This window comes from Aeribacillus sp. FSL K6-8210, from assembly GCF_037963925.1.
In the GTDB taxonomy this organism is placed as follows: Bacteria; Bacillota; Bacilli; order Bacillales; family Aeribacillaceae; genus Aeribacillus; species Aeribacillus composti.
On the sequence record NZ_CP150172.1, the window covers coordinates 1,348,787 to 1,369,567 of the forward strand.

Sequence of the window (20,781 nt, forward strand, 5' to 3'; positions counted from 1 at the left end):
AATATTTATCAAATATTCAAGATGTTGAATGGTCGAGTTGCTGCTATCAGAGCCGTTGTAATGTTCATTTCATAAATAAATTTTTTGTTGTTAAACGAAAGCTTCCCTATTTTTTTCAAGTAAATGATGATTTATTCCATTAAAGTTTCAAACTAATATATTTAGACGCTCTTTCTTTAATATATGGTTCAGTCTGCTAAAAAAATTCACCTGAATTTGCATAATATGGATTATGACTAAGTTTCGTTTGTAATGCCAATCGCCAAAGGAGTGTCATATACTGACTTTAATGTTTTTCTTACTCCGGCGAACTTATGTAGCAGTTTTGTGGAACATTGCACATTGGGTTGTCGGAAGCCGCATAGCGAATTTTAATAGCGTTTTTTACTGTATGCTTAAAATAGATCAACAGGGGAATAAGCGGTTTTACTTCGGGATCTCCAGCCTACAAAGGTTTTATATTCAGCTGGAGAAGGGAGATCATATATGGATTTTTTAATTTTCAGAATTGGTAAGCAAGTTTCTTTACATTTGTTTTCGATTGCGTTTACAATGAAATTATAAACATTTTTGGCAAAGGAGGAGTTAAGATGTACGATGTGATTATTGTTGGTGCCGGTCCTGCAGGGGCAAGTGCTGCACTGTTTACAGCGAAGGCTGGAAAGAAAACATTAGTTTTAGATCACGATAAGTCAATGACGAAAAGGGCATGGATCGAAAACCACTATGGTGTTTTGGAAATTACAGGTCCTGATTTAATTGATATTGGGAAAAAGCAAGCTGAAAAGTTTGGGGCAGAAATAAAAAACGAGCAAGTGGAAACAGTTGAAACAAAACAGGATGGACTTATCGTCAAAACCGATGGCGGTTCGTATGAAGCGAAGCATGTTATTTTGGCGACAGGAGTATTGACGGATTTAGCCGAGAAAATCGGATTAAAAACAAAAGACGGAACAGAGCCTCGCATCAAAACAATATTCGATGTGGATTCAAATGGAAAAACAAATATTGACGGAATTTGGGCAGCAGGTACAGCTGCTGGCGTAAGCGTACATACAATTATTACCGCCGGTGACGGTGCAAAAGTGGCCATCAATGTCATCAGCGAGCTGAATGGCGAACGGTACGTCGATCATGATTTATTGAAAAATTAACTTCAAAAAAGACAGGACATTCATTTGTCTTGTCTTTTTTTATGTGCGCCCGGCATGGGTGTAATCTCTAGGGTGAAAGTCCCGAGCCACGAAGGCAGAAGTAGTGGTTAGCCTAACGCAAGGGTGTCCGTGGTGACGCGGAATCTGAAGGAAGCGAGCGGCGAACTTTGGGTCTCTCGGAACACGAACTTCATATGAGGCTAGGTATCACTGGGTGAGTTTGCACAACAAAACAAAGCCCTTTCTGCCGAAGGTGATACAGAGTAAATGAAGCAGATGGATGGAAGGAAAGATTACACTCTTACCCGGGGAGGTCTGGCTGGCACGCCAAGTAACCTTGGTAACCTATCGAGTAATCGATAGCTGAACAGTCAGAAGTCAGCAGAGGTCATAGTACTCTTTCGAACTCGAGACGAAAGAGGAAGGACTGAACAATTAGGGAGAACGAAACACTAGGCGTTCATCTTCTGTGTGGAAGCAGACAATCCGACAGGACTTACTTGAAGGAGGAAGTGGTGAGTCCCACGGGGGACTTCAAGAGGGGGGAGCAGAAAATGGCACAAATAGAAGAATTCGTTCACGTGGAGAGGATATCTATGTTGATGGACATGATTTTGTCACGGGAGAATCTCCTGGCGTTTTATTTTATATGAAGAAAAGTTCGGAAAAAGTGACAATGTTTTGACGAATCTAAAACTGAAATATTTTGCTGCTTTATAATCACTATTGCCATTCGCTGAAGCAAGAGCAATTAATAAAAAAGCCCTTGAATTTTCCATTGGAGCCCTTAAAAATAGGGAATCGGCTATACATAGAATTTATGTATTTGTCTATAGCTTCCGCCGCATTTTTACATACGATGAAATAGATCGTATGAAGGGAGGGGTTTGATTGGCTCTGCAATTAATGAAATTGGTTGTCACTGCGTCCACAACAACGAATGTCGTTCCTCAAGATCAAAGATTTTTCTACGTCACGACTGCAGAGACTGCTCCGGGAAGTACGCTCACCATTGATGCAGCCAGCTTTTTTCAAGATGATGGTTCAGCTGTTACAGAATTGCCTGCACTGGCAGCTAACAACAGTTATTATAATGTTTATGTCAACGGAGTGCTTCAAATGGGCGGACTAAGTACGTATACGCCGGGAGCAACGACGGTCGGTTCGCTTGCGATCAATGTGCCTGCAGGTGGAGATCCAATTTTAGCTGACACGCCAATTGTACTGGAAGTGGTCAATTATTCACCTCAATCGACAACTGTTGTGTCAGCTTAACAAAATCAGGATCCGAAAGTCCTTCTTTTGGATCCTGATTTTTTTATCCCGTGCAGGCATCACCTATTTCCTCAATTATAAATATATGGAAATAAATTCCAAAATAATAGGAACACCTTTTTGCGGGACATCGCTTGATTTTAATCTTAACATTCCTTTTTTCACTTCATAAATGTTCGGCGGTTGTAAAACACCGTTAATGAAAAGCCGGATATAGGATACATCTTTTGGATCCAAGATCCCTTTATTCGTAAATTCTTTGATTTGATCGGCGTCCGTATAAACGGTCTTTTTTCCATCAGCTAAAGCATAATAGTAAAATGTTTCAGCTTTTAAAGGCTTTTGTTTCATATGAAGCCGAACGTTCATGTGGAGGCGGGAGGCGGAACGGACCCAATCATATAAAACGGGAACATCGATTGTGTGATTTTCCTTCATATTTGTATCACCTCGTAAACTGTTTGTTTTATCATATGTTCGTTCAAGAAAAGGTGAGCTAGCAAAAGAAAATGTTTTTGTTGAATTAACCATTTCTGACCGTCGATTTAAAAAAGGTTTGTATTCCTTACAGTTTTACGTAAAGTATTCGATGATGGCGTTAGGAAAATAATAGTGAATATATTGTTCCATCGTCTCTTTCAGCTCCCTTTCCTCTTCTGTTTGATAAACATATTTGCCAATTCCATACCGCCCCCACTTGTATTTTCTTTTTTTCTCATCCATTTCCAGTTTCGTTTTTGGATACCTTGCTTCGATAACTTTTTTGGCAGGTTTCGTGAATCTGTGTTGAATCAATTCAAATGTTAAGTTATCGTCTTCGATTACGTCACCCAGTTTTTTGAATAATTTTCTATATCCTTCTTTCCATCCATCATGCCGATATAGCGGAGCAACAACAAAACCGATAGGATATCCTGCTTTTGCGACTTTCAAAGCGGCGCTGATTCTTTCATCCAATCTTGATGTTCCCGGCTCCAGATGACGAATGACCCAATCGCTGTTGATGCTGAATCGGAAGCGGGTGTTGCCGTTATGTTTGGCATCCAATAAATGGTCTACGTAATGATATTTCGTTGTAAACCGCAATCTCCCCAGCTTTGTTTCTCCAATAAATTCGATCGCTTTTTTGAGTGAATGTGTTAAATGATCTATCCCGACGATATCAGACGTACACGAAGCTTCAAATCTGGTTATTTCTGGAACTCTCTCTTCTATATACTGTTTAGCTTGCTGAAAAATTTCCTCTAAATTTACATAAACGCGAATGTAGGGTTTGCTTCCTAACGTTGTTTGCAAATAGCAGTAATGGCAATGCCCCATGCAACCGGTTGCCAGTGGAATGGCGTATTCGGCAGAAGGCTTGCTCGTATCAAATTTCAATGTTTTTCGAACCCCGATGACTAAAGTCGACTTCGCATTGCGGTATTTCTGGAGAGGTGTTTCTCCGGGGATATTACGCACTTGATTGTGGGAAGTTGTATAGCGAATGTCGATTCCCATTTTTTCGAATTTTTCTTTCCATTCCACTCCAAGCGGGTATTCAAGGGCTCTTGGTTCAATGTATACGAGTTGTGGAATAAACGGCTTCATGATCAATCACCTCTATGTTATTATGCCGATATTCCTTCCGTTTTATTGATTTTCATGAGATTTTATCCCGTCCTCTTTTCAAACTGCTTGCGGAAATAATAAAATGTTGAGAGGACGATTCCTACAAAAGCGGTTCCCCTTGCAAGGAAAAGGCAGATGAAGATCTTTACAATTCGTTTTAATTGCGCTTACGATGGAAGTACAATAGTTTTCCTAAAAGGGGGAATTGCAACATGTATGATGTAGTCATTGTCGGGGCTGGTCCGGCGGGTGCAAGCGCCGCTTTGTTCACGGCAAAAGCCGGTAAAAAAACGCTTGTGTTGGACAACGATAAATCCGTGACGAAACGAGCTTGGATTGAAAACCATATGGGTTATGGAAATTTCTGGGTCTGATTTAATTGAAACAGGGAAAAACAAGCGGAAAAATTCGGCGCGGAGATTGTGGCAGAAAATGTGGAGACAATTGAAAAACAAGCGGAAGGGCTTGTATTCAAGACGGATAAAGGATCCTATGAAACAAAACACGTCATATTAGCTACAGGAGTTCTGACAGATTTGGCCGACAAAGTCGGATTAAAGACAAAAGACGGGACTGAACCCCGCATTAAAACAATATTTGATGTCGATGCACTAGGAAAGACAAACGTTTACGGAAATTTGGGCTGCGGGTACAGCTGCAGGTGTCAGCGTACATACGATCATCACTGCCGGCGACGGCGCCAAAGTTGCGATCAATGTTATTAGTGAGCTGAACGGCGAGCGTTACGTCGACCATGATGTTTTGAAAAAATGAATAAAAAGGAATGAGGACAAGGCATCAAGCGACTATGTCCTTTTTTATTTCATTGCAAAAGCGAACTTACCTACCAAAGCGATTCTTCTTTCTCAACAAAAGAACAAACAAATGGATACAACAGCCAACCAGCGAAGAAAGCAGCAAAAATAAGGAAATTGTGTACTGAAAAGGGAGCCCGAATGCTTGCAGCAAAAGCGGAGGCGGCACAATTGCCAAATTGATGAAACCTGTTTTTTGCCTCGATTTTCTTGAAAAATAGAGCTTTCTGCTGCATGATGGACAGAAGACGGATTGTCGAAAAGATAATAAAGCTTTATGGATCTTGCCAAATGGAATCGTTTTCCGGCAAAAACAACATGTAGTGATCGGTAATCACATTTTTGCAAAATAAAAGAAAGCCGCCGCAAATGGCGGCTTTTGTCATTCCAAATCACTAAATGAATGTTGCGGATGAATGAAATTGCATGGCGAATGGAGGACTGAGGCGTTACAAATGTTTGCATTTTCTTTTTCTGAGGCACCTTTTGGTATGGAGCAGATCACCTTGCTTGTCCATCGACAAAATAAATCGAATTTTGGCTTAAAATGACATGATAATCATGAATTCATTAAACAGCCAACAAAACATGCAAAAACGATTGTCTTTGCGGTTCGAAATATTGCCATGGACATTTCACAACCAACAAGTATCAAATCACTTTCCAAAGGAAAATATATAACTGGGAGGTGACAAACATGGCGCAGGACGTTTTGTGTGAGGTAAATAACTGCAAATATTGGGCGGAAGGGAATAAATGTGCAGCTGATGCCATTTATGTCGTAAGTCATTCAGGAAAAACGGCAAAAAATCAAAAGGAAACTGATTGCAAGACGTTTGAACCAGAAACATTTTAATAAAATAGAGAGCCGGAAGTTGGCTCTCTTTGTATTTTTGATAATCTTTTCATTTTTATACAACATCTTTTTGGAATTCAGATTATATTTGTTTGCTTATGGCTGATTGAGCAGCGTTCAATTGTTGAATTGCAAACTGCAAAATGGATAGGTAAATGGATAAAATCATTTCTCCGTAACGGCTGCCGGGAACGGCCCACTTCCCATTTAAATCTTTCCAGGTCGGGGCAGAACCTCGTTCCACATAAATAAATCTGGGATCGACAAGGGGGAACCCGGCTGGAAGAGGCTTCGTTGTGGCGTATGCATATAAATGTTGAAGATGGGCCAGAACCCCTTCTCTCGGAGTAGAAAAGCTTGCTCCTGTAACATTTGGACCGGTAGCTCCGATTCCGGCAAAATTGTTTTGATTGCGATTGACTACTCCCGTAAAACGGAAATAGTTCGTTTCATGAATTGCTTGTGCAAATGCGATGTCGCCGCGAATTCCGTAGGATTTGCTTAATTGTTCATACAAATCGCCCAGCTGAGGTGCGCTAGGATTTGTTTTTCCTACATATAAATCCAAGATTGTTCCCGATACGAGCGTTTCTCCTAAAATAGGGATATCCCTTGAATCGGGAGAAGGGGTTTTCGGTTGAAGTGTTGATGAACGAGATGAATCTGTCTTTTGGCCTGATTGTGCCGTTCCTTGTTCTGCAGGAGTTAATATAAATGCATCCTTGTATCCTAATTGAACAAGCCTTGCCAACTGGTCTTTTGCATTTTGCAAATTTTTAAATGCCCCTGTTTGAACGCGGAAATAACTTGTTCCGTCCACCATCGCAGCGGAAAGGAAACTATCAACATTTTTTCCTTTCAGTTCATTTATCAGCTTTTCTGCATTTTCTCGGTTTTTAAAGGAACCGGCAATGACTTTGTACATCCTGCTGCCTGCAGCTGGCGATGGCTGCGGAGTTGGGGTGGTGCGTGTCGACTTTTTGGGCAAATTAAGCGCTTTTCCGATTCCATCGGCTAAGCTTGCTGCATAGTCGCTCATAAAGTCAGACGATGTTAAAAGTTTGATGTCATTCGAATGGTCAATAAACAATGTTTCCAAAAGAACCGCAGGCATTTTTGTTTCTCTTAACACGTGAAAATTGGCGCTTTTTTTGCCCCGATCCTTTACGCTATATTTCGGACCGATAACGCTCATAATTTGATCATGGATGACGGACCGGTATTGGATCGTTCTTGGAGAGGCCCCTCCGTTATAAACATAGCTTTCAAAACCTGTTCCTCCGCCGGCATTAATATGAATGGAACAGAAAAAATCAACATTCTCTCGGTTAGCCATGGATGATCTTTCTGACAAACCGACTGTTCGATCGTCTGTGCGCGTCATGAGAACGTTGACTTGGTAATGTTCAAGTAAATGTTGTCTTGCCAAGAGGGCAATAGTCAACGTAAAATCTTCTTCCTCATAATTTCTATAGGTTGCGCCGGGATCGCTTCCTCCGTGGCCAGGGTCTAAAAGAACGGTTGTCACTGCAATATCCTCCTTCGTTTTCAAACATCCAATTCGCTTGTCTACAAATATTTTATTCAAGTAATGGAAAGGAAGTTCAAAAAAATTTTATTTTTAGCGAAAACTGTATCGAAATCCAAAACATTTAGGTCAATTTGTCGATTTTTTTCATTTTCTTCCTACCAGAATTCAATCAAATCATGTATAATACATTTCGTCATAACATTATACCGAAAAGCAAACAGGTGCCGGCACATAGCTGCCAGCTTAAAAGGGAAGTTTGGTGAAAATCCAACGCGGTCCCGCCACTGTGAATGGGAGCAACCTGGGAAAACCACTGTTTCAACGGGAAGGTCCAGGAAGCGATGACCATGAGCCAGGAGACCTGCCTGTTTGAGCACACCTAAAACCCTACGCGGATAGGGAGGTGTTTGAAAACAATACATATGTACGTTTTCAGACATCTTCTTATCGAATTCAAGAAGATGTTTTTTATTGGAGGAGGAAAATGATGAAAAAATTATCTGCACTATTTTTAGCCTTATTACTTCTATTTGGAATTGCGGCTGGATGCGGCCAACAAAATACATCAGAGCCGTCTGAAAACAAAAGCAATCAAAAGACGGAAGAGACGGCTTCACAATTTCCGGTGAAGGTCAAGGACGGTTTAGGAAATGAGGTGACGGTAAGCGAAAAACCGGAGCGGATTGTTTCGCTAATTCCAAGCAATACTGAAATTGCCTATGCTTTAGGGTTGGGTGAACAAATTGTCGGTGTAAGTGATAATGACAACTATCCGGAAGATGTTCAAAACAAAGAAAAGGTTGGCGGGATGGAATTTAATGTTGAAAAAATTATTTCTTTAAAACCGGATCTTGTTTTAGCGCATGCTTCCAGCGCCCATAACTCGCAGGAAGGGCTGAAGCAGCTGAAAGATGCGGGAATAAATGTTTTTGTAGTCGAAGATGCCCAATCATTTGATAAAGTGTATGACTCCATCCAAACAATCGGCAAAATTACAGGGACAAGTGACAAAGCCGAAGATATTGTGGCTGAGATGAAAACGAAACTGGCGGATATTCAAGAAAAAGGAAAAACGATTCCGGATGATCAAAAAGTGTCTGTTTTTGTCGAAGTGAATCCCGCACCACAAATCTATACGACGGGAAAAGGAACGTTTATGGATGAAATGCTAACGATCATTGGAGCAAAAAATGCAGCGGGCGATCAAGAAGGCTGGCCGCAAATGACGGAAGAAGCCGTTGTAAAACTGAACCCAGACGTCATTGTGACGACATACGGCTATTACGTCGATAAAGCTGTTGACCAGGTGTTGGCACGCAAAGGATGGGAAAATGTATCAGCGGTGAAAAATAAACGGGTTTACGATGTGCATTCCGACTTGGTGAGCCGCCCAGGCCCAAGATTGGTTGAAGGAGTAGAAGAACTTGCGAAAGCAATTTATCCGGATGTCTACAAAAAATAAACATGTGGTCGCCTATACGGCGACCGCTTGTTTTCTTATTTTTTCCGTCTTTTTAGGAATTTCTATCGGAACGTTTCACATCACGTTTAAGGATATTTTCCAAATAATTTTCAATCAACTGTTCTATACCGGTTTGGCGCCGGACATTGATGAAAGCATGAAAAGCATTGTGCTTGATATTCGACTTCCTCGTGTCGTTTTAGCCGGACTTGTCGGAGCCTCGCTTGCAATGGCGGGGGCTTGTTATCAAGGGCTTTTGCAAAACCCTTTGGCAGATCCTTATACGCTCGGTGTTTCATCAGGTTCTTCTTTAGGTGCTGTACTTGTTCTTTTTTTCGGCATTCAAATTCCTTTTTTCGGCTCATTCACTTTGCCGGTTGTCAGCATTTTTACGGGTTTTTTAACGATTTTGGCTGTGATTTTGTTCGCCAATTTCATTGAAAAAACGATGAGGATTGAAACGATTGTGCTGACCGGAATTATTTTAAGTTCCTTTTTAAGTGCTTTCATTTCATTAATGATTGCCCTGACAGGCGAAGAATTGCGACAAATTGTCAACTGGTTGTTAGGAAGCGTTGCGATGCGCGGCTGGGGATACGTATTGATGCTTTTGCCGTTTTTTTTAATCGGGTCCATTTTGATTTTTGTAAACGGAACAGAATTAAACGCTCTGTCCTTTGGCGAAGAAAAGGCGAAGCAGCTTGGGGTCCATGTAAAAAGGAGAAAGCTGTTTATTTTAGCATCATCCTCTTGTTTAGCCGGTGCGGCCGTTGCCATCAGCGGAACGATTGGGTTTGTCGGTCTTGTCATCCCGCATGTAAACAGGCTGCTTTGGGGAAGTGATTATCGCCATCTTCTCCCTCTGTCCGCCATTTTTGGCGCCGCTTTTTTAATTTTGGCGGATCTCGTTTCAAGAACGATCGTGTCGCCGACAGAACTTCCGATCGGTGTGATCACGGCTTTAATCGGCGCTCCCAGCTTTGCCTTTATTTTAATGAAACAAAGAATGGAAAGAAGAGGGTAACATGCTGCAAGTCAAGAACATTTCGGGAGGCTATCAAGAGCGAAAGATTATCGAAAACCTTTCCTTCTCAGTAAAAAAAGGGGAAATATTTGGCATTTTGGGGCCAAACGGGAGTGGAAAGACGACACTATTAAAAATGATCAGCGGGATTCTTCCGGTTAAAAGCGGCACGATCGAGCTTGCCGGCAAACCTCTTTCTGCTTATTCTCCGAAAAAATTGGCGCAAAACATCGCTTCATTGCCGCAAATCCCAACGCAAATGTTTGATTATACCGTTTGGGAGACAGTGGCGCTCGGCCGTTATCCTTTTCAAACGGGTTTCTTCAAGCGGTTGACGGGAGAAGATGAACAAATCATCCAAAAGACCATGGAGCAGACGAATATTTCCCACTTAAAAAATAAAGCGATCAATGAATTAAGCGGCGGGGAAAAACAGAGGGTTTTTTTAGCGCAGGCTCTTGCACAAAACCCCGTTTTGCTTTTATTAGATGAACCCACGAACCATCTTGATATTTCCCATCAAAAAATCATGCTTGATCAGTTGAAAAATTGGACACAATCAAATGGATTAACGGTTGTCTCAATTTTTCATGATTTGAATTTAGCAAGCCTTTATTGTGACAAACTGCTGTTATTAAAAGATGGAAAAGCGGTTGCCGTTGATAATCCATCTGTCGTGATGAACGAAAAAACGATTGAACAGGTGTATGGTGTTTCGATTGTCAAACAATCACATCCGGAGCTTGCCCGCCCGCAAATGCTGCTTATACCCGAACAGAAACAGGAAGAAACATATAAAGTGACAAAAAGGGACATTGTTCAGACGAAGGAACTCATCTATTTAAAAGCGGCATCGCCGCTCAAAACCCTTTCATCTGCCATTATTGGCGGAGGATTTGGCTGGCACAGCACTTTTGTCAACCGTCATGTCGATAAAAGCTACAATTGTCAAGACAGCCGTTCGGAAATGGCCGATTTTCTGCAGAAAAACGGGTTTGATCAACATGCAACAGTCGCCATGATGACCGCGGCTTGTTTGGAAGATGGGGTAGTCAGCGAGCTTGAAGCAGAAGGAGTCTCCGTTGTCATTGTTGTGACAGCAGGACTTTCCAATGCAGTGGATGCAGCAAATAGTATAAAACGGAATGGCATAGCTTCAGGGACGATCAATACATGGATTTTGATAAACGGACGGTTATCTGATCAAGCATTTATTGAAAGTGTGATGACGGCAACAGAAGCCAAAACGAAGGCGCTGGCTGATGAAAAAGTGTTGGATCCTGTCTCCAATACGATTGCAACAGGTACTTCCACAGACAGCATATTGGTGGCTGCCACGCAAAAGGGCATTTTTCATCAGCACGCTGGCACGATCACAACACTTGGAAGATTGGTCGGCAGGGGGGTATATGAGAGTACAATTCAAGCGATTCAGCTAAATAAAAAAAGAAGGGGAAGGACATGACAGAACATGTAATTGCGATCATGCTGGCGTTTGTAATCGATCAAGTCATCGGGGATCCGAAAAATGCCCCCCATCCCGTCCGCTTGTTTGGCTGGTCTATTGCGTTTTGCGAACGGCGCCTCAACAAAGGGCGCTTTAAGAAAGAAAAAGGTATGGCGATGATCATGCTGGTCGGTTTATTTTTTATGCTGGCCGCTTTTTCAATTGTGTCATTTTTCTCTAGGCTTCACCCAGCAGCGGGCATTTTTGCGGAAGCGGTGATCATTTCTTTTATGATAGCGGAAAAAAGTTTGCGGGAAGCAGCTTTGGCAGTTTATGAACCGCTTTGCCAAAAAAATCTCGTTTCGGCAAGAGAAAAGCTGTCATGGATTGTCGGCCGCGATACGGCAGATTTGCCAGAATCGGAAATCGTTCGGGGAACGGTGGAAACGGTAGCGGAAAATACGAGCGATGGCATTACCGCACCGCTTTTTTGGGCGCTGTTCGGCGGAGCTCCTTTTGCGGTTTTGTACAGGGTCGTCAATACTGCGGATTCGATGGTAGGCTATCAAAACGAGAAGTTCGCTGAATTCGGGTTTGCTTCCGCCAAGCTGGACGATTTGTTGAATTACCTTCCGAGCCGTCTGACAGCTTTCATCATGGTACTTGTCAATCATCCGGCAAAAGGGATTCAAAAGCGGGAATGCTTTTCCATTCTGAAAAGGGATGCGCGCAAACACCCCAGCCCCAACAGCGGATTTCTTGAAAGCGCCATGGCTGCTTTGCTGGGTGTATCATTAGGGGGAATCAACCGTTATCAAGGGAAAATTTCTAATCGCCCTAAATTGGGAGACGGGGTTTATTCGCTAGAAGCAAAACATATTCCGGAGGCCATTGATATTATGAAGAAAACAGACAGGTTTTTCTTGCTATTTTTCATGATCGGAGGTGTATGCTTCGATGCTGCCATCACATGGAGCCAATCCATCTTATCTTTATAAATCATTGAACATCCGGATGCCGGAAAACATCATCGATTTCAGCGTCAACATCAATCCTTTCGGCCCGCCTGAATGCATCCGCAAAAATTGGCATCGCTTTTTTTCATTTGTTTCCGATTATCCAGACCCTGATATAAGGGAATTGCGAGCGGTAATTGCCGGAAAGGAAAATGTTTCGCCTGAAAATATATTAATTGGAAACGGTGCCGCAGAACTTATTTTTATCATTGCAGCCGCCTTGCTGCAAAATGAAGACGTTTTGATCGTGGAACCGGCATTTTCAGAATACCGAAAAGCATGCGAACCGTTCTCAAAGAGGATTTCATCCTATGTTTTAAAAGAGGAAGAGAATTGGGAGTTGAACGTTGAGGAGCTAAAAACGGCTCTTTCCGGGAAAAAAGCGGTTTTCCTCTGCCACCCCAACAATCCGACAGGCAAAGTATTTAACCGGGAAGCATTATTGGAAATCATTCAAGATGCCAAAAAGAAGCATGCGTTTGTGGTTCTGGACGAAGCATTCTATGATTTCGCCTTGGAAAACGTATCAATTCTGAATTGTTTATCATCTTTTTCCAATGTGATCATTTTGCGTTCTTTGACCAAAATGTATGCCATTGCAGGTTTAAGACTCGGCTTTTTGTTTGCCGATGAGACGGTCATCCAGAGACTAAAAAAATTTCAGGTGCATTGGAGCGTCAACGCCATTGGACAGAGGGCGGGAATAGAAGCATTAAAGGACGAAGACTATGTTAAAAAAACAAAAAGAATGATCTCTCAAGAACGGAAGCGAATGTTTGAACATCTCCATGAACTTGGTTTTGTGGTGGCGGACAGCTCTGTCAATTTTTATTTGTTAAGAGAGCAGCCAAAAAAAGATATGCTGCCTTTGATCCGCTTTTTATTGGAAAGAGGTATAGTACCTAGACATACATACAATTTCAACGGGCTGTCCGGCAAATACATTCGTTTGGCGGTTAAGAGAAAAGAAGAAAACGACCGGCTTCTTTCAGCGCTTAAGGAGTGGAAGGACAAGTGTTAATCTTTGTGACCGGCGGGGTGAGAAGCGGGAAAAGTTCGTGGGCAGAACATTATTTGACGGCTAAAAAGAATCAGGCCAACCGCCTTGTTTATATTGCAACCTCTTTTCCATCAGACGAAGAAATGACAAAACGAATATTGCAACACCAGCTAAAAAGAGCCCAAGGCAAAGAAAAATGGCTGGCAATTGAACAGACAAATGATGTCGGCAAGTTATCGAAAAAACTGCAAAAAAATGATTTTGTGCTGCTAGACTGTTTAACAACGTTGTTGACGAACGAACTTTTTTTTCATGAACAACATGGTGAACGATGGCAGGCCGCTTCTTTTCGCCAATATGTGTTGGAAAAAATCATCCGTGATCTATCTGAGCTGCAAAAAAGCTGCGAGCTATTTTGCATCGTCTCCAATGAGGTCAACTGGGAATTTCCAGCGCGGTCAAATGCAGTGTTCCAATATGTTCGCCTTCTCGGCCATCTCCATCAACAAATCGTTGAACGTGCGGATTTGGTGGTCAGAATGGAATTCGGCATTCCAGTTGCTATGAAGGGAGAACTACAATGAAAGGGATCATGATTCAGGGAACGGCTTCTGATGTTGGCAAAAGTTTCATTGCAACGGCATTTTGTGCTATTTTTCACAAACTTGGCTACAAGGTTGCTCCGTTTAAATCACAAAATATGTCAAACAACTCATATGTCACATTGGATGGAAGGGAGATCGGCAGGGCTCAAGGAATTCAGGCAGAAGCCGCCGGCACGGCGGCCTCCGTCTATATGAACCCGATTTTATTGAAACCGAAAAGCGATTGCACTTCGGAAATCGTCTTGCTTGGCAAAAGCTATGAAACATTAGGCGGTCAAGCTTACCGCGAAAAATTTTATCTAAAAGGGCTGGAAGCGATTCAGCTTTCACTGGAAAAGCTGTCGGAACAATATGATTTTCTCGTGATGGAAGGGGCAGGAAGTCCTGTTGAAATCAACTTGAAAGACAGGGAACTTGTCAACATGAAAGTGGCCGAACTGGCCGACGTTCCGGTGATACTGGTGGCAGATATCGATCGGGGCGGCGTGTTTGCCAGCATTATCGGGACGCTTGAACTTTTTTCCGAAGAAGAACGTAGCCGGGTAAAGGGGATTATCATCAACAAATTCCGAGGAGATCTCAGCTTGTTTCAACCCGGTGTGCAATGGCTGGAGGAACGGACGGGCATCAAAGTATTAGGGGTGGTCCCTTATGTTTCAGGACATATGATCGAAGGCGAAGATTCTTTGTCGCTTGCCAAACGATTTGCCAACCAAAACAGGAGAGAAATTGACATTGCGGTGGTAAAGCTCCCCTATATATCCAATTATACGGACGTTGAGCCGTTTTTATTTGAAGAAGATGTTTCCATTCGACTTGTGTACGGCCCGGATGAATTCGACGAACCGGATGCCCTCTTGATTCCGGGAACGAGAAGCACGATTCACGATCTGCAACAATTGAAAAATAGCGGCTTGGCTCAAAAGATTAAAGCATACAACGAAACGGGCGGAACGATCATCGGCATTTGCGGCGGTTATCAAATGCTTTCAAGATACTTGTATGATAAAGCCGGATCGGATACAGGGGTGAAAGGACGTTATGAAGAAGGATTCAACATCCTCCCAGTGGGCACAACCTTTTATCATGAGAAAAAAACGGTGCGGAACAAAGGAATTATTCATCCGCAATCAGGTTTTCCCCAGTTTTTCGTGGAAGGGTATGAAATTCATTTAGGCGTAACCGAACCGATTGTTCCGCAAGCAGTGCGGCCTTTTATCAAGCTTTCGGACGGGACGGATGGTGCGGTGATCGACTCTGGAAGGGTTATTGGCACATATTTCCACCATATTTTTTTCAATGACGAATTCCGCACGGAATGGCTCAACAGGATTCGAGAACGGAAAGGACTTGAAAAAAAGCAAGTAAAATGGTTGAAAAAGGAAAAAACAAAAAAGTATGAACAGATTGCCCGACATGTCCAAAACCATATTCATATGGATGATTTGCTCAACATCATTCAATCGTGGGGGAAATGAAATGAGAACGGCCAGACAAATAATGGAGGGTTTTTTTCTTGCGCTCCAGTTTTTCACAATCATTCCGGTTCAAAAGGAGTTTGCAATAGATGAGAAACGGATCAAATTCGCGGTGTTAAGTTTGCCGATGATCGGGTTTTTCATCGGTTTGACAGGGAGTTTGATCATCTATATGGCAAAATCTTGGACACCGCTGTCCAATTGGGCTTGCGCTCTTTTTCTTTTATTCTATTTTGTGGCGATAACGGGCGGTATTCATCTTGACGGTTTTACAGATACAGCGGATGCCTATTTTTCTTATCGCGACAAGGAAAAAAGGCTGAAGATTATGGAAGATCCCAGAGTGGGAACGTTTGGGGTGTTGGCGCTGCTGTTTTTGTCAGCTTTTCGCTTTTTGTTTATGGCGGAAATCATCGGTGCAATCGACAATTTTTGGTTTGCTGTGTTCATTCCGTTTTTTTCCCGTCTCATCGTTTGCGCTCTAATGATTGATGGTCCGGGAATGGCGAAACGGGAAGGGCTTGGGTACTTGTTTGCTAAAACGCTTGCCAAAAAAGATTTCGCCGTTCTGATCGGTTATTTGTTATGTTTTTTCATCGCCGTCCCCATGATCCCGGGTTTACCAGCCGTTTATCTTTTGATGGCCTTCTCGTCTATTTTCCTTTATTTGTACGCCCGCCGGTTTTTCCTTCAATCGTTCGGCGGCTTAACAGGAGATTCCTTTGGAGCAGTGATTGAAGGGAGTGAGACAGTTTTATGGATGGTAACGTGGTTGTTACTCTTATACGTCATGGGTTGACAGAAGCAAATAGACAAAAACGCTATATCGGCTGGACGGATGAAGCGCTGTGTGAAGAAGGAAAAAAAGCTTTGGAAAAAAGCCATTATCCAAAAGCTCCTGATCTGATAATAGCAAGCGATTTGCAACGCGCCGCAGAAACGGCCGGCATCATTTACCCAAAACAAAAATTCGTTGCCTTAAAAGAACTCAGGGAAATGAATTTCGGCGATTGGGAACAGAAAACCTATTCCGAACTGAAAGGAGATGCCCGCTATCAAAGCTGGCTTCGCGATATGCTGCATCTTGAAGTGCCAAACGGAGAATCGTATCCAACCTTTTCAGAAAGGGTCAAAAGAGGCTGGGAAAAGACGGTCACCTATTTTTTTGATGAAACCATTTCCCACATTGCAATGATCACTCATGGCGGCGTCATTCGCGAGATCCTTTATCGGTATGGACCCGAAGGATCATCATATTGGCAATGGCGCTTGGATCATGGAGCGTATTGTTCATTGACAGGAAAGCGAACAGATGTAAGGAGGGGAAAGCGGTGCATGTTGTTGTCGGCGGAGCGTTCAACGGAAAAAGAAAATGGGTGAAAGAGCATTACCGGCTGCAATCCGGCGCTTGCAAATGGTTTTGCGGCTACGTAAAGAAAACCAAAGTGTCTGAAATTTATGAGACGGAGCATTTTCAAAAAATAACGGTCATTGAAGGAATTGAACAATATATTTTTCATCTGATCGATCAATCGTCGGACTGGCAAAAAAAGTGGGAAAAGATGATTTTCAACTGGCATGAGTGGGAAGTAAAAAAGAGAGGAACAGTCATTATTATTGCCAATGATATTACAAAAGGCGTTGTTCCAATTGACCCATTGGAACGCAAGTGGCGGGATGCATGCGGGAGCTGCCTCCAACAATTGATTGCGAAAGCAGGACGCGTTGATATCATTTGGTATGGAATCAGTGAAAGATTAAAATAAAAGTACGGTTAAACTTCTTTCATTCGTTATATTAATGGGAAGATTGCGCAATTAAAAAGAAAGAGGGAACAGAATGAAACAATATGCGTATTTGATAATGTTTATTGCACTTTCCGTTGTCGGAGCATTTATTAAAATCCCCGCGTATATTTCGAGTGTTGCCCTTGATTCATTTCCAGCCCTTGTGGCCGCTGTCGTATTAGGGCCGGTTGCGGGAGCAGTTGCGGCTTTCTTTGGTCATATCATGTCAAGCTATCTCGCTGGTTCTCCGTTAGGAGCGTTTCATGCAATGATTGCAGTCGAAATGTTTTTGCTCGTTTGGGCATTTGGGGTGATTTACAGAAAAAACAAATACGCAGCAGCCGTTTTCTTTTTTATCGCCAATGGTTTTTTAGCTGCCGTTCCTTTTTCCTTTCTGATCGGGAAAGGCTTTTATTTCGGGTTGCTGCCGGGATTGGTCATCGGTACAGCCATCAATTTAATGATTGGTCATATCGTAACCATAAAACTTGTTCCTATTTTAGAAAAACAAAAAGGGGTTCACCGCCATGAGAGACGTTATCATGATTCCGATATCAAATGATGAAGATCTTGTGATTGCCGCTGACAATTCCGGCGGTGTGGGACAAAAATTGTTCGATTACGTCAAAGTTGATTATGAAACGGTCGCTTATTATGGTTTAAGAGTAGCTTTATCCGAATGTTTAACAGTGGGGGCAAAGCCGCTTGCTATCGTCATGCAAAACCTCATCGGTGAAGAAGAATGGTCTCATTTGCAAAAAGGCTGTCAAACCCTTTTCTCGGAACTTAAGTGCGAACCGATTCCCATAACCGGAAGCACAGAAAGCAATTTCAAGATGGTTCAGTCCGCTTTTGCGATCATGGTCATCGGGAAGGTGAGAAGAGCAGACATCAAGGTTCGGAAAACGCCAAGCCATGCGAAATTTGCCTGCATCGGAAAACCGCTGTGCGGAGGCGAAGTAATCGAAAAAAAACATGAAATCGGGCCTCTGCCAATCATAAAAAAACTATTGGAATTGCCGTATGTATTTGAAATCGTTCCGATCGGCTCAAAAGGAGTTCAATATGAATGGAAAAAGCTTTGTGAAGAAAACAAGTTAGATTATTGCCAAATCACTTCAACAGAAATTGATATAACAAAATCGGCCGGACCTGCCACATGTTTTTTAATCTCGTTTCATCCAGACCGAACCGAAGACATTGCCAAAGCGGCAGGCGGGCATTTTTTCCAACTTAATACAAAATGAGGGTTCGAAAATCATGAGCCCAAACTATTAACTTGTTTCCTGTATTTTGCCAAAAGGAGAAAGTGACTTTCATTTTGCTAACCAATTTTTTTACAAAATGAAATTTATTTTTGAAACAGTTCCTAAATAGGCCTTGAACTAAAAATCAAACTGTGAAAGTAAGTTAGACATAAATGAAAAGTTTTTTGCTTGTTTTCCAAAACTAAAACGTTGACTGTACGGTTAATTTTTTGTAAATTAAAAATAATTCTATAAGCAGGGGTGAATGTATTGGGAAGTATTATAGAATTGGAGAGTTAGCCGAGAGAACGAACGTTTCAAAACGAACGATCGATTATTATACGAAGATCGGCTTATTGCACCCAAGGCGCTCTGATTCCAATTATCGCCTGTATGATGAAGAAGCGGTTGAAGCGATTGAATTGGTGAAGCGGTATAAAAAAATGAACTGTCCGCTTTATGAAATTAAAGATATCATTGATATGTTGCAATCAAAAACACTATCAAATCAAAGCTTGGAAATGCATGTCGACCATATTGCCCAACTTATGCAAAATCTTGAAAAAGAAATAAAAGACATGCAGCAATTGATGGATCATATGAACAGGGAACAGCGCACCATCATAATGGAAAAATTGTCTAAGCAAAGTGCCAATTTGGTGAAGGCGTTGCTGGCAACTTATTATTAATCATATTCCCTTTTAAGAAAATACTAAATAAAAGTAAGATTACAGGAGGTGTATTCCTTACTGTTTAGAAGCGGTAAGGGAGATATTTGGAAATTTTCAATTTGCTTATAGTGGCTTTTTTAATCGCCCTCTCAGGTTTTTTTGTGGCATCGGAATTCGCTATTGTCAAAGTCCGAACTTCAAGAATCGATCAGCTTATTTCGGAAGGAAATAAACAAGCGATTGCAGCCAAGAAGGTTATATCCAATTTAGATGAATATTTGTCAGCTTGTCAGCTTGGAATTACCATCACCTCTTTAGGATTGGGCTGGATTGGTGAATCTACGATTGAGCATTTATTGCACCCTGTGTTTGTTTATTTTCAGCTTCCAGCCTCGGTTACAACCATTTTATCTTTTGTAATCGCCTTTTCCGTTGTGACGTTTTTGCATGTTGTTGTCGGCGAATTGGCGCCGAAAACATTCGCCATACAAAAAGCGGAACATATCACGCTACTTTTTGCCCGTCCGCTCATTTTGTTCGACAAAGTCATGAAACCGTTTATTAAGATTTTAAACGGCGCTGCGAGGCTTTTGACGGGTTTGTTTGGCCTCAAGCCGGCACAAGAGCATGAAATTGCCCATTCGGAAGAAGAATTGCGCATTATTTTGTCTGAAAGCTATAAAAGCGGGGAAATCAACCAGTCGGAATATAAATATGTCAACAACATTTTTGAGTTTGACAACCGTATTGCAAAAGAAATCATGGTTCCAAGAACAGAAATTGTTGCTTTTGATAAAGACATGAAATTAAAAGACTGCATTGAGATTGTCATGGAGGAGCATTATACGCGCTATCCCGTATTTAACGGCGATAAAGATAATATGATCGGAATCGTAAACATGAAGGAGGTGCTCACCGACTATGTCAAAGGAATCCAAGGAGAAAAAACGGTGGGCGAATATGTGCGGCCAGTCATTCATGTCATTGAAACGATTCCGATCCATGACCTGTTGGTTAAGATGCAAATGGAACGCATTCATATGGCCATTTTAATTGACGAATACGGCGGGACGGCAGGTCTAGTGACAGTCGAAGATATTTTGGAAGAAATTGTCGGGGAAATTCGCGATGAATTCGATGCGGATGAAACTCCGCAAATTAAGAAAATTACTGATTCGAAAACGGTTGTCGATGGAAAAGTTTTGATAGAAGAAGTCAATGATATTTTTGGCCTCCAGATTAAAGAGTCCGATGTTGATACTATCGGCGGATGGATTTTAACCCAAAAGATGGATGCGAAAGTCGGAGATGAAATTGATTTTGACCAATATTCGTTTAAAATTTTAGACATGGACGGGTTTCATGTCAAAACGGTTGAAATTGCTGAAAGAGAATCATGAAATTAACGAAGATGTTACTAAAGATTTTCTTTTTTGAAGGACAATAAAAAAACAATAAGATCAATTTAAGATCCACCGCTATCATTGCGGCAGAGATTCTTTACTTTTCTTTTATATATAAAAGAAAATCTTGTTTTTGCAGAAGAGATTTTCAGAAACAAGCTCTTCCATACAAGCCATTTGTTCTTTATTCGTCATTAACATGGTTATCAACTTCAACTTAAGCGATGAATAAATAAAGATTCTAACTAACGGTAAAGGCTGTCGGGAAACACTCCGACAGCCTGATTTTCACTTCACCAACTTTTTGAAAACGTCATGTTTTGCTTTGACATTTACAAAAAAGAATGGAGAGTAGACGGCTTTCTCTTACATAGTGATTACGGGTTCATCAAGTCAATA

Annotated in this window: 20 protein-coding genes, 1 pseudogene and 1 riboswitch; of the genes and pseudogenes, 18 read left to right on the forward strand and 3 right to left on the reverse strand. The window is 41.8% G+C overall.

All coding sequences use genetic code 11. The annotated features are described in order from the left end of the window. Window positions 1–590: 590 nt before the first annotated feature. Entirely contained in the window at window positions 591–1,154 is a 564-nt protein-coding gene (locus NSQ41_RS06575; RefSeq protein ID WP_339199508.1) for an FAD-dependent oxidoreductase, read from the forward strand. An 891-nt stretch (window positions 1,155–2,045) separates the two neighbouring features. Further along, window positions 2,046–2,429 (forward strand): DUF4183 domain-containing protein, encoded by a 384-nt coding sequence (locus NSQ41_RS06580; RefSeq protein WP_311067116.1) that lies wholly within the window; start codon window positions 2,046–2,048, stop codon window positions 2,427–2,429. Window positions 2,430–2,504: 75 nt separating this feature from the next. On the opposite strand, the gene NSQ41_RS06585 is transcribed toward NSQ41_RS06580, so the two are convergent. Beyond that, window positions 2,505–2,867 carry a DUF4183 domain-containing protein gene (locus NSQ41_RS06585; protein ID WP_339199510.1) on the reverse strand — a complete coding sequence of 121 codons (363 nt, stop codon included), beginning with the start codon at window positions 2,865–2,867 and terminating at the stop codon, window positions 2,505–2,507. A 135-nt stretch (window positions 2,868–3,002) separates the two neighbouring features. Beyond that, entirely contained in the window at window positions 3,003–4,019 is a 1,017-nt protein-coding gene (gene splB / locus NSQ41_RS06590) for a spore photoproduct lyase (protein WP_339194957.1), read from the reverse strand. A 233-nt stretch (window positions 4,020–4,252) separates the two neighbouring features. On the opposite strand from splB, the pseudogene NSQ41_RS06595 reads away from it, so the two are divergent. Together NSQ41_RS06595 and NSQ41_RS06600 are read left to right on the forward strand one after the other, a co-directional pair. Continuing rightward, window positions 4,253–4,814, forward strand: a pseudogene (locus NSQ41_RS06595) (FAD-dependent oxidoreductase). Window positions 4,815–5,552: 738 nt separating this feature from the next. Beyond that, entirely contained in the window at window positions 5,553–5,711 is a 159-nt protein-coding gene (locus tag NSQ41_RS06600) for a DUF1540 domain-containing protein (RefSeq protein ID WP_339199517.1), read from the forward strand. Window positions 5,712–5,793: 82 nt separating this feature from the next. Here the strand turns inward: NSQ41_RS06600 and NSQ41_RS06605 are convergent, their stop codons facing one another. Continuing rightward, on the reverse strand, window positions 5,794–7,239 hold the full coding sequence (locus NSQ41_RS06605) for an N-acetylmuramoyl-L-alanine amidase (RefSeq protein WP_339199520.1): 1,446 nt from the start codon (window positions 7,237–7,239) through the stop codon (window positions 5,794–5,796). A gap of 205 nt (window positions 7,240–7,444) precedes the next feature. Next, window positions 7,445–7,626: riboswitch (cobalamin riboswitch) on the forward strand. A gap of 103 nt (window positions 7,627–7,729) precedes the next feature. Here NSQ41_RS06605 and NSQ41_RS06610 point away from each other — a divergent pair. The 14 genes from NSQ41_RS06610 (at window position 7,730) to NSQ41_RS06675 (ending at window position 20,379) form a co-directional block, all read left to right on the forward strand. Next, the gene (locus NSQ41_RS06610; RefSeq protein ID WP_339195713.1) at window positions 7,730–8,704 is read left to right on the forward strand and encodes an ABC transporter substrate-binding protein; all 975 of its coding nucleotides are present in this window, start codon (window positions 7,730–7,732) and stop codon (window positions 8,702–8,704) included. Next, a complete protein-coding gene (locus NSQ41_RS06615; RefSeq protein WP_339194959.1) occupies window positions 8,667–9,728 on the forward strand; it encodes an iron ABC transporter permease in 1,062 nt (353 codons plus the stop codon). The genes NSQ41_RS06610 and NSQ41_RS06615 overlap by 38 nt, the downstream gene beginning before the upstream one ends. A gap of 1 nt (window position 9,729) precedes the next feature. Beyond that, window positions 9,730–11,193: an adenosylcobinamide amidohydrolase gene (locus NSQ41_RS06620; protein WP_063389405.1), complete on the forward strand. Its 1,464-nt coding sequence runs from the start codon at window positions 9,730–9,732 to the stop codon at window positions 11,191–11,193. Then, window positions 11,190–12,173, forward strand: a complete 984-nt coding sequence (cbiB, locus tag NSQ41_RS06625) for an adenosylcobinamide-phosphate synthase CbiB (protein ID WP_339199523.1) — start codon at window positions 11,190–11,192, stop codon at window positions 12,171–12,173. The genes NSQ41_RS06620 and cbiB overlap by 4 nt, the downstream gene beginning before the upstream one ends. Next, on the forward strand, window positions 12,133–13,212 hold the full coding sequence (gene cobD / locus NSQ41_RS06630; protein ID WP_339199526.1) for a threonine-phosphate decarboxylase CobD: 1,080 nt from the start codon (window positions 12,133–12,135) through the stop codon (window positions 13,210–13,212). The genes cbiB and cobD overlap by 41 nt, the downstream gene beginning before the upstream one ends. Continuing rightward, the gene (locus NSQ41_RS06635; protein ID WP_339199528.1) at window positions 13,206–13,775 is read left to right on the forward strand and encodes a bifunctional adenosylcobinamide kinase/adenosylcobinamide-phosphate guanylyltransferase; all 570 of its coding nucleotides are present in this window, start codon (window positions 13,206–13,208) and stop codon (window positions 13,773–13,775) included. The genes cobD and NSQ41_RS06635 overlap by 7 nt, the downstream gene beginning before the upstream one ends. Next, the gene (locus tag NSQ41_RS06640; RefSeq protein ID WP_339199530.1) at window positions 13,772–15,274 is read left to right on the forward strand and encodes a cobyric acid synthase; all 1,503 of its coding nucleotides are present in this window, start codon (window positions 13,772–13,774) and stop codon (window positions 15,272–15,274) included. Before NSQ41_RS06635 ends, NSQ41_RS06640 begins: the two co-directional genes overlap by 4 nt. Window position 15,275: 1 nt before the next feature. Beyond that, window positions 15,276–16,073 carry an adenosylcobinamide-GDP ribazoletransferase gene (gene cobS / locus NSQ41_RS06645; RefSeq protein ID WP_339199533.1) on the forward strand — a complete coding sequence of 266 codons (798 nt, stop codon included), beginning with the start codon at window positions 15,276–15,278 and terminating at the stop codon, window positions 16,071–16,073. Beyond that, window positions 16,031–16,654 carry a histidine phosphatase family protein gene (locus NSQ41_RS06650; protein ID WP_339199535.1) on the forward strand — a complete coding sequence of 208 codons (624 nt, stop codon included), beginning with the start codon at window positions 16,031–16,033 and terminating at the stop codon, window positions 16,652–16,654. The genes cobS and NSQ41_RS06650 overlap by 43 nt, the downstream gene beginning before the upstream one ends. Then, on the forward strand, window positions 16,606–17,040 hold the full coding sequence (locus NSQ41_RS06655) for a bifunctional adenosylcobinamide kinase/adenosylcobinamide-phosphate guanylyltransferase (protein WP_311067123.1): 435 nt from the start codon (window positions 16,606–16,608) through the stop codon (window positions 17,038–17,040). The genes NSQ41_RS06650 and NSQ41_RS06655 overlap by 49 nt, the downstream gene beginning before the upstream one ends. 73 nt (window positions 17,041–17,113) lie before the next feature. After that, window positions 17,114–17,623, forward strand: coding sequence for an ECF transporter S component (locus NSQ41_RS06660; RefSeq protein WP_311067124.1), 510 nt, complete (start codon window positions 17,114–17,116; stop codon window positions 17,621–17,623). Continuing rightward, window positions 17,589–18,308: an AIR synthase related protein gene (locus NSQ41_RS06665; protein ID WP_063389397.1), complete on the forward strand. Its 720-nt coding sequence runs from the start codon at window positions 17,589–17,591 to the stop codon at window positions 18,306–18,308. Before NSQ41_RS06660 ends, NSQ41_RS06665 begins: the two co-directional genes overlap by 35 nt. Window positions 18,309–18,637: 329 nt before the next feature. Next, window positions 18,638–18,997, forward strand: coding sequence for a MerR family transcriptional regulator (locus NSQ41_RS06670; RefSeq protein ID WP_311067331.1), 360 nt, complete (start codon window positions 18,638–18,640; stop codon window positions 18,995–18,997). Window positions 18,998–19,083: 86 nt separating this feature from the next. After that, complete coding sequence (locus NSQ41_RS06675) at window positions 19,084–20,379, forward strand: hemolysin family protein (protein WP_311067126.1); 1,296 nt, start codon at window positions 19,084–19,086, stop codon at window positions 20,377–20,379. Window positions 20,380–20,781: the final 402 nt, after the last annotated feature.

Excerpts from the sequence above, each read along its gene's own strand:
- splB (WP_339194957.1), bottom strand. The coding sequence starts at position 4,019 with ATGAAGCCGTTTATTCCACAACTCGTATACATTGAACCAAGAGCCCTT.
- NSQ41_RS06585 (WP_339199510.1), bottom strand. The coding sequence starts at position 2,867 with ATGAAGGAAAATCACACAATCGATGTTCCCGTTTTATATGATTGGGTC.
- NSQ41_RS06650 (WP_339199535.1), top strand. The coding sequence starts at position 16,031 with ATGGATGGTAACGTGGTTGTTACTCTTATACGTCATGGGTTGACAGAA.
- NSQ41_RS06660 (WP_311067124.1), top strand. The coding sequence starts at position 17,114 with ATGAAACAATATGCGTATTTGATAATGTTTATTGCACTTTCCGTTGTC.
- NSQ41_RS06600 (WP_339199517.1), top strand. The coding sequence starts at position 5,553 with ATGGCGCAGGACGTTTTGTGTGAGGTAAATAACTGCAAATATTGGGCG.
- NSQ41_RS06610 (WP_339195713.1), top strand. The coding sequence starts at position 7,730 with ATGAAAAAATTATCTGCACTATTTTTAGCCTTATTACTTCTATTTGGA.
- NSQ41_RS06575 (WP_339199508.1), top strand. The coding sequence starts at position 591 with ATGTACGATGTGATTATTGTTGGTGCCGGTCCTGCAGGGGCAAGTGCT.
- NSQ41_RS06665 (WP_063389397.1), top strand. The coding sequence starts at position 17,589 with ATGAGAGACGTTATCATGATTCCGATATCAAATGATGAAGATCTTGTG.
- cbiB (WP_339199523.1), top strand. The coding sequence starts at position 11,190 with ATGACAGAACATGTAATTGCGATCATGCTGGCGTTTGTAATCGATCAA.
- cobS (WP_339199533.1), top strand. The coding sequence starts at position 15,276 with ATGAGAACGGCCAGACAAATAATGGAGGGTTTTTTTCTTGCGCTCCAG.
- NSQ41_RS06620 (WP_063389405.1), top strand. The coding sequence starts at position 9,730 with ATGCTGCAAGTCAAGAACATTTCGGGAGGCTATCAAGAGCGAAAGATT.
- NSQ41_RS06640 (WP_339199530.1), top strand. The coding sequence starts at position 13,772 with ATGAAAGGGATCATGATTCAGGGAACGGCTTCTGATGTTGGCAAAAGT.
- cobD (WP_339199526.1), top strand. The coding sequence starts at position 12,133 with ATGCTGCCATCACATGGAGCCAATCCATCTTATCTTTATAAATCATTG.